General features: G+C 36.7%; 7 protein-coding genes. 6 read left to right on the top strand and 1 reads right to left on the bottom strand.

Annotation, left to right across the window (positions count from 1 at the left end; genetic code table 11):
- Positions 1–76: 76 nt before the first annotated feature.
- The gene (gene rmuC, locus B2W36_RS08815; protein WP_293887501.1) at positions 77–1,804 is read right to left on the bottom strand and encodes a DNA recombination protein RmuC; all 1,728 of its coding nucleotides are present in this window, start codon (positions 1,802–1,804) and stop codon (positions 77–79) included.
- Between the two features lie 297 nt (positions 1,805–2,101).
- On the opposite strand from rmuC, the gene B2W36_RS08810 reads away from it, so the two are divergent.
- From B2W36_RS08810 to B2W36_RS08785, 6 genes are all read left to right on the top strand, one after another.
- Positions 2,102–2,581: a hypothetical protein gene (locus B2W36_RS08810; protein ID WP_293887499.1), complete on the top strand. Its 480-nt coding sequence runs from the start codon at positions 2,102–2,104 to the stop codon at positions 2,579–2,581.
- A gap of 10 nt (positions 2,582–2,591) precedes the next feature.
- Positions 2,592–4,070 carry a DUF4407 domain-containing protein gene (locus B2W36_RS08805; RefSeq protein WP_293887497.1) on the top strand — a complete coding sequence of 493 codons (1,479 nt, stop codon included), beginning with the start codon at positions 2,592–2,594 and terminating at the stop codon, positions 4,068–4,070.
- Positions 4,071–4,084: 14 nt separating this feature from the next.
- Entirely contained in the window at positions 4,085–5,530 is a 1,446-nt protein-coding gene (locus tag B2W36_RS08800) for a DUF4407 domain-containing protein (RefSeq protein WP_293887495.1), read from the top strand.
- A 3-nt stretch (positions 5,531–5,533) separates the two neighbouring features.
- Entirely contained in the window at positions 5,534–7,435 is a 1,902-nt protein-coding gene (locus tag B2W36_RS08795; protein WP_293887494.1) for a hypothetical protein, read from the top strand.
- Between the two features lie 53 nt (positions 7,436–7,488).
- Positions 7,489–7,929 carry a hypothetical protein gene (locus tag B2W36_RS08790; RefSeq protein ID WP_293887493.1) on the top strand — a complete coding sequence of 147 codons (441 nt, stop codon included), beginning with the start codon at positions 7,489–7,491 and terminating at the stop codon, positions 7,927–7,929.
- A gap of 177 nt (positions 7,930–8,106) precedes the next feature.
- Positions 8,107–8,433, top strand: coding sequence for a DUF3157 family protein (locus B2W36_RS08785; RefSeq protein ID WP_293887492.1), 327 nt, complete (start codon positions 8,107–8,109; stop codon positions 8,431–8,433).
- Positions 8,434–8,627 lie beyond the last annotated feature (194 nt).

The following is an 8,627-nucleotide window of genomic DNA, read 5'->3' as shown; positions in this document are numbered from 1 at the left end:
ACAGTTCAGTTTACACTACCGTAGTATGACTATTTTAGGCAAAGAACATAATATACCATTTAGAATTTAATTGATACTACTCTACTTCTAATTCGTCATTAATGACATCCAATGTCGAATCCAGATTTACTTCAATATCGTCACCAAGAAGGGCAATAGACTCTTGTTTGGGGAGCTCTTGGACCGTCTTTAATTGACGTTCTATAGCTCTTGAACGCACACTAGCCCTATCAATAGTGTTGGTTGCTTCAATCAGTTTCTTTTTAGTTTTCTCTAAAATTGTACCGAAGGTTCCAAACTCTGTTTTCACTGCACCAAGTATACTCCACACTTCACTCGATCGCTTTTGTATGGCAAGCGTACGGAATCCCATTTGTAAGCTTTGTAGAAAAGCAACGAGGTTTGTCGGTCCAACTACTGTGACCTTAAAGTCTTTTCTTAGACTTTCAAAAAGACCTGTTCTTCTTATTACTTCAGCATAAAGGCCTTCCGTCGGTACAAACATAATTGCAAAGTCTGTAGTTACCGGAGGGTTAATATATTTGTCTCTGATGTCTTTTGCGCATTTTTTAACTGAATTCTCAAATTGTCTGGACGCCAGCTCAACATCTGATCCACTATCGTATGCATCAATTAGTCGCTGGTAATCCTCATTAGGAAATTTTGAATCAATCGGTAATAATAGAGGTCTATTGTCTTCGTGTTGGCCTGGAAGATGGATGACGTATTCAACACGTTCCTGCGTACCTTCTTTAACAATTGCATTCCGCTCATATTGTTCAGGTGAGAATATTTGTTCTAATATAGCTCCTAATTGAATTTCTCCAAGGCCACCGCGCGTTTTAACATTTGTCAATACCTTCTTTAAATCCCCTACTCCTGTTGCAAGCGTCTGCATTTCTCCCAAGCCTTTATGTACCTGATCTAGGCGATCGCTTATCATTTTGAACGACTCATTAAATCTCTTCTCGACAGTCTCATGAAGCTTTTCATCAACAGTTTTACGCATTTCTTCAAGCTTTTTACTATTGTCTTCGGATAAAGTGGCCAATTTAGTTTCAACGGTCTCCCGTATTTCTTTTAATTTTCCCTCGGTATCTTGTTTGACATGGTCTTGTCGAATAATTAAGTCATCAAATTTCTGTTTTTGTAAATCATTGAACTCTTTCACATTCTGACTGAACTTATCTTCAAATGATTTTAAAGAATTAGATTGTTCGATTCTACTCTCTTTGGATGACCTCTCTAACTGCTCATTAAGTGCTTTAGTCTTTTCGTCAAAAGTTTTTACAAGGTGGGACATTTGGTTTGAAAAAACTTCCAACTGGCTTTTCTGTACTTCTGATAAGTCTTTAACTGTGTTAGAAAGTGTTTCACCCAGAATTTTTATAGAATTAGACTGCTCCATTCGGCTTTCCTTTGAAGACTTTTCCAATTGTTCTTGTAATGATTTAGTTTTTTCGTCAGAAGATTTTACTAATTCTGATAACTGATTAGAAAATGTTTCAAACTGACTTTTCTGTACTTCCGACAGATTCTTAACTGTACTTGAAAGCGTATCACTTAGCATTTTAAAGGAATTACTAAGCTCCTCCCTATTCGTTTTAAATGCAGCTTGATTCTCATCCCTTGTTCGAGATGCTTCTTCCCTTATGGCGGGCTCTAATTTAGAAAGCATTATATCTGCTTTGTACAATTGCTCAATAATCGGTTGATTATCTTGAGCGTGTTTTTTGAACAGCGAGAGTAAAAGTACAATAACGATAAGTACAGTCTGTACGCCTAATAAAATTTCAATGATCATAGTTTTAATAATTAGAAATCAATAATATATGTGCAGTGCTTGCGATGCAAGCAGGATAGATTACAAAAGGAGCTATTATTTTTTTCATAATAAAGTTTTGCTCCAAAATTATCAGTTTGGCAGATCAATAGTTATGGTTTCCCGTAATCTGAACTAATTTTGTTTCCATACTTTTATCATGGTTAAGGTTTGAGATAAAAATTTGGATAACAAGTTTGTTTATGTATGAATATTTTTTAAATTAGAATTAGCTGAACGACCTATAATATTAACCGAACGAGGCCATTAGTAACCATTATGAAAAGTTTAGAATACATACCTAGTCTGTGGTTTAAATTTCGTGCTGTAGCACAAATATTCTTCCGAAAGCTAAAATACAGCTTTTTTGGAAGGGATCTAATTGTAAACAAGTTTACCTACTATGCTGCTAATACTAAAGGACTATTGATAATCAAATATCAATGTGATGGTCTTCTCTACACGAAAATCCTAAGCAAAAAGTATTTCAATCTGAGCAATACAATCATTCTAAATCTTGAAAAAATAGGGAATGACATTCCTTTGGAAGTCTCTTTCATTGGCTTGCGGAAAAAGGTGGTCGAGAAGATTACGATTGATCATATCCTCCAAACAGACTTCGGACGATTCAAATCTGAAATAAACCTAAAAAAACTGGAGATGACGGATTTGAGACTTGCGCAGAGCAAGAATACATTACGCTATAGATTAAACAGCGCAGCCATTACCATTAAATCACCTAAACTGAAATTTAGATAATCCTTACTATATGGAAAGCCAATTTTACAACACCAATAAACCCGGAAAAGTCATCAAGTTTTTATGGGCCTCCGCTGGCGGAGACGAATATATTTTGGAACGATCTACCTATAGTGATCAGGTTAAATATGCTTGTCTCGGCGGTATTGTATTCGCTACAGGTCTGATGGCTGGGTTATCAGGGGGATATGCATTCTACACGATATTTGAACCTCGGGGGAATGTACTCGAGAATCCGATTCATATCCCGACAGTCTTTATGGCTCTCGTCTTCGGGATCGTTTGGGGGCTAATGATCTTTAATTTAGACCGTTTTATCGTGGCGGCCACAGGGAAAGGTGATGGTACAGAAAAAATAACATGGGATGAATTGAAAGGTGCTCTACCCCGAATTATCATGGGGATGATTATTGCTGTTAGTATTTCGAAACCTGTCGAAATCCGGATGTTTAAAACAGAGATCGATACGGAGCTCAGAAAAATTCAGATCCAAAAACAAACAGAGTATGCCGCCGAAGTGGATAAAACCTATGCTGAACGTGAAAGAAACCTAGAGAAAGATTTTGGTAAGGTCAGTGAAGAGAGAACTAAACTGTTAAAAAGCCTGGAGGAATATGATAAAAAATATCAGGATGAAATGGCTCAGGGACAAGGTGGACGTGGAAAAGGTGAAGGCCCCGTCGCATTGGCATTAAGGCGGGAAAGAGATAAGGCAGATGAAAGGCTTGCAAAATTTGATCAGCAGAATCAAGCTGAACTAACGAATCTGAATGAACGGAAGGACGCACTCAGAAAAGAAAAAGAAAAGGAAAGGTTAAACAATAAAAAGGCAGCGGATGGTCTTGATGGTCTGCTTGAAAGAATCAAGATCGCACATGAGGTAGCTGGTTTTTCCATTACCTTATTTATCACGCTCCTATTTATGGCAATTGAGCTAACACCGATATTCTTTAAACTGATGTTAACAAAAACTCCCTATGATTATCTCAAAGAGAATATCGAGGATATGATGATGGCCAACAATGGTATTGAAATAAAATATGACTACTATAAAGATAAAAAAGGCCTGGAACGGCATCTAGTCATAAACCATGAAGCCGACATAAAACTCTATGAAAAAATAAAAGAATCAGATATCCAGAAAGAACTTTCGGATTACGCCATCGAAAAGTATAAACAGAATGAGAAAGATATTATAGATCATAATCCTGACCTCTATATCCGAAAAAATACAAGCCTAAAAAGTGGCGAGGAATTTAAGGAAGAACTTGCTAAGGGGCTTCAAGATCTAACGCAGCAATTGGATGCAAGAACTCAACGCGAATTATTAGCTTTTGCCTATGCAAGGCATAAGCAGAATGAGGAATCTGCGATCATAAATAATCCTGAAGCATACATCGAATCTGCAAAAAAGAAAATAGAATCAGATGTACCTGAAACGCCATTAGATGCGACGGATCCAGATGAAGATAAGACAAATATGGCCTAAATTGTAATCGTAAGATGAAGTATTCATTGTCGAAATTCGAGCACTTCCTGTTTTTCTTCTCCTCAGAGGATGTATACGTCATTGAGCGTTATTTACAACTTAAGGAGGGAAATAAAGAGTATAGAATCAAGTATTACTTCTTGACTATTGGATTGGCTGTCCTTATATTTTTTATATGCGCAGCTATCAGTACCATGTTTTTTATCTACAATATCTTTGATGGCTATTCTAGGCTTCTCAGCCTGCCCATTGGGCTATTTATCGGATTGCTGATCGCTAATATCTATTTGTTTTTGCTGTATACCATCACCCCTACGATATTGGACACGGTAGACAAAATAAAGAGAAACGACATCAAAATTAAGGACGTCAAAAATACGCAGGAAAGCACATCGATGTTTTCATTTTCGTTCCTATTTCGCCTGGCGTTTATTGCCTTCATTGGTTTGATCATTGCTCAGCCGCTTAATGTATGGTTATTGGTAGATATGAACCCATTTGGAATCGGTAAAAAAGAAATCGTACAAATAGAACGCTATAAATCGGAATCGCTGGTGGATAGTTATCTGACCAATGACCACCATTATACCAAGAACGAGATCGTGCTTCTTAAAGATATCAACGAAAAATTGGCATACATAGATCATGGACGGCATGATGTATTGGAGATTCAATCGACAATAAACATCATCAACCAAAAAGTAAAAAAAGACGAGAGTGCGGTAAAGCAGTTGAATCAATTTAAGTCCAAACTAAACCATATAAATAAAAACTTCCTAAAAAAGAGGTTCAATTATCAAGAAACCGCTGCATTAATTTCACAAATAAATGCCTTTGTAGAGCAAATGGCCGAAAGTGATCAAGATTTTCTGGATAAACTCCAAACAATGAATGTCAACCAATCATTGGACAGGAAGATATTTGGGTTTTACCTGCAAAACGCTGTTCCCTTGATAAGAGAAAAGATAGAAAGTCATGATCAGCTAAAAAAGTTACTTGACAAAAACACGCTCTATACATTAAAAATCCGTCTACTAATGACAGAAAATCTGTTGGCTCTAGTCATTGCCTTATTGACGATCGTTATATTCTGTATCCCGGTTTTTGCCAAATTCTTTATCCGAAAGAAATTCTACTATTACAAATTTAGGGCTGGATCGGAAAAAACAATCATCACGAAGCTTTATGAGAATCACCGTAAAAATTATGCAGATCTTATAAATGCTAGATTGAAGGCTCAATTAGTTGATAGCAACGAAAATTTATTCGGAAAGCTAGCGCCAGTGAAGCGTATCAATACACCACTATATAAACATATCGAAAACGATCTTTTAAAGAGAACAGATCGTGAGGAAATAGAAAAGTTTGAGTATTGGAATGATGCCCCCTTTAGAACACAACGGAAATCGGATGTAAAGCTTCCCAATAAAGAAGATCTCATAAAAAAATTATACAATTAACGGATGAATCTACTGGTCATTGGAGTAATATTGTGCGCATTATGGTGGTTTTTCTTCCGAAAGAAGAGAGCCTCCAAAATAGATTTCCGAAAGAGGTCAGAGGACATCGCCGTTCCTGTGGTCGAAAGTAATGAATTAAAGTATAATTTAACTTCCAATAATTATCCGCTATACGATGAGAGCAAATCAAACTGGTATCGTGAGGTGAACGTCCCCTTCTTCTGGGAACGAAAAACGCACGTACAGGGAGAAATGACAGGTAAATATTATGGTGAGTATCTACCAAATGCGAATGACCAGGCTATTTATCACATCACAATCTATGAAGCTACGATAAGTCCAATCAATTCGGATAAATGCAGCTGCATAAATGGAGAAAAAAAATATTGTTGGGGAGTTCACAAACATGAAGAGGGCGATTTTGCGAGTTTTGAACAACCGGTATTTTTCGATAAATCACAGCTACCAGAAAAATTTACGCTGCTCCTTCCAAACGATCAACTTGAATATAGGATCGATATCAATGGATTGACACTGTATAATGTTCAATATCTCCGGCATCTTCATCAGAAGGAGAACAAGGAGGTATTTGGTACAGTTAAATGTATTGTAAAGGGATATTTTTCGGATATAATTGAAGAGAAGCGGTTGCAGAGAGAATATAAACCATTGGCTGAACAAGTTTCTCAACCTTCTTTTCCAAACGCTATTCCCCATGGAGATCTACCAAGTCCGAAGCCAAGCGCTAATCGTGTTTTTGAAGATGATGGCAATACTGGCAGTTCCAACATTTTCCGAGCTGGTTTAGGTTCCAGAAAACTTTCAAATGGAAATTGGGAGAAAAAAATCTCCTATTCAGGAAACAGAAATACAAGAAATAATTATGCAGATACTGGCATCAGTTGGGTATTTGTGCTGTTGGCGCTTCTCGTCCTCTTAATTATAATTCCTGGTTTAAAGTTTCTGACACCAATAATCGCAATTATATTGCTATTCACATTGGTGCCCGGAAAGATTTGGGAGTGGTTTTTCAAAATCATCGGGTTGCTATATTTAGCATCTATTGTTGGGCTGATTGGCTGGACAATTTTCAATAGCTTACAAGAGAATATGGGTCCATTGATAGAAATCCCCAAATATATTGTGGCATCACCAACTGTAAAGCCTGCGCCACAGCCAGTTATCGAAAAGTCAGTAAATAACAATAGCAACGATACGATCTTCAGGTTTTCTAAAGAATGGAAAGATTACTCGGGAGCGGCGTATTCGGGCACCTACTATATCTATAAAAGCGATTATCAAAGATCAAAGAATAATAAACATTCGCTATTTGGAAGTAATCAAAGGAGTAACTATAACTTCATAGTCCATAAATTAAAAGAATTTGACCAAGATAAGCTTGATGGTGTCTATAAGATGTTTGATAGCTTGGCGACGGCTAGAAATTTGACCAGGCTGCAGTTTGCTTCAATGGTAATGGCGTTTGTGCAGGACTACAACTACTCGCTTGTCTTACCACAGGAATGTGATCCGAAGATGTATTCAGATTATTTTGTAAAAAATTATCTAACGAAAAACAATGGTTTGTGTATTCCCAATGAACCTTTTGGCCTGATGACTCCTCTTGAAACAATCGCAACCTCCAACGCGGATTGTGATACCAGAACATTGTTAATCTATACCATTTTGTCCAAGTATGGGTACGATCTGGTCATGCTATCAAGTGATCTCTATGGGCATTCACTGATTGGTATTAATTTGCCTTACTATGGAAGTAACTATTTTATATACGGGAATACAAAATATGCTTTAGTCGAGACGACAGCGCCTGCCGCTAGACCAGCTTACATCCCGAATGAAATCGCTAATATGAACAATTGGTATATATCCTTAAAATCTAAATAATTATGAACCCTAACTTCTTTTTAATTTACACGGTTTTTGCATTGCTTACGATAATGATCAGTTTATTTGTGCTGATCAGGCTAGCTAGGATTTTAAAAGTAAAAACACAGCGGGATGAAATCGATTATTACAATGGAATTGTTGAGGTCGGTATGCTTATCGGATGTGGCATATTATTTTTCGATGTATTTCCAGCTGTCTCTACCATGCTCAGTGCAATGGATATGCAACAGGTGAATTTATATAATAAAGATATTATCAAGCTACTATTCGTTTATGAAGGGGTTAGTTTAGGAAGTATCATAATCGCCTTCCTCTGTTCTCGTGCAGCATTTATAATTGTTAAGCGCCAATTTAAAGAGGGGCTGACACCGATCTTATTCAGATCATTTTTCGCTATTATATTTATTGTGATGATTATCGCGGTCAAACCACTTGTTGTAGAGTTATTAAACTACTTCCAACCTACCATTAAGACACCGTTCTTTAGATAGTGTAATTTTTTAGTTAGTGGAGGAAAAACTGTAAATTGACAATGTTAACTTATTCACGAAGTATCTTTTCGGGCTAGAACTCAATAAGACGCCATTGAAATATGGCAATGATTTACTATAGCCATTTAACAAAAGGGAGCTCAGTGTGAAAATTCGCCAAAAATAGTATCATAAGCTATGATGAGAAAATTACTATTCGCTATTTTATTGTCCATTTTGACCTTATCCGTAGTCCTAAATGCGCAGAACAAATATGCAACAACGACAGATGGAAGAACTGTATTATTAAAAAGTGACGGAACCTGGGAATATGTAAAAGACAGATCTCCCTCGTCAAATATTAATCAATTTAAAAGTACGAGCCCTTCTCCTTCGTCCCGTAGAACGAATACTTCGAAGAGTAGTTCTTCTACCAGATCCTATATCCGCGGACCTCGTGGAGGTTGTTATTACATCAACTCCAACGGCAACAAGACTTATGTCGACAGAAGCATGTGTAATTGATTGGCAATCTAAAAAAGAATGAAAAAGAATATTATCATGGCAACATTAATTGTCTTAAACATTTTGATGCTAATAAGTTGTTTTAATGGAGCGGCTGAAAAAAAGTAATTCCTGATACAGATAATGAAAATTGAGGGCGTTTATATACCGAAATTACATATAATGGCGAAGCCTATATTGACCTTAATATTCCT

The sequence above is a fragment of the Sphingobacterium sp. UBA3549 genome (assembly GCF_002376635.1).
In the GTDB taxonomy this organism is placed as follows: Bacteria; Bacteroidota; Bacteroidia; order Sphingobacteriales; family Sphingobacteriaceae; genus Sphingobacterium.
Note: the sequence above shows the minus strand (reverse complement) of the source record. Positions and strands in the feature narration are given on the sequence as shown.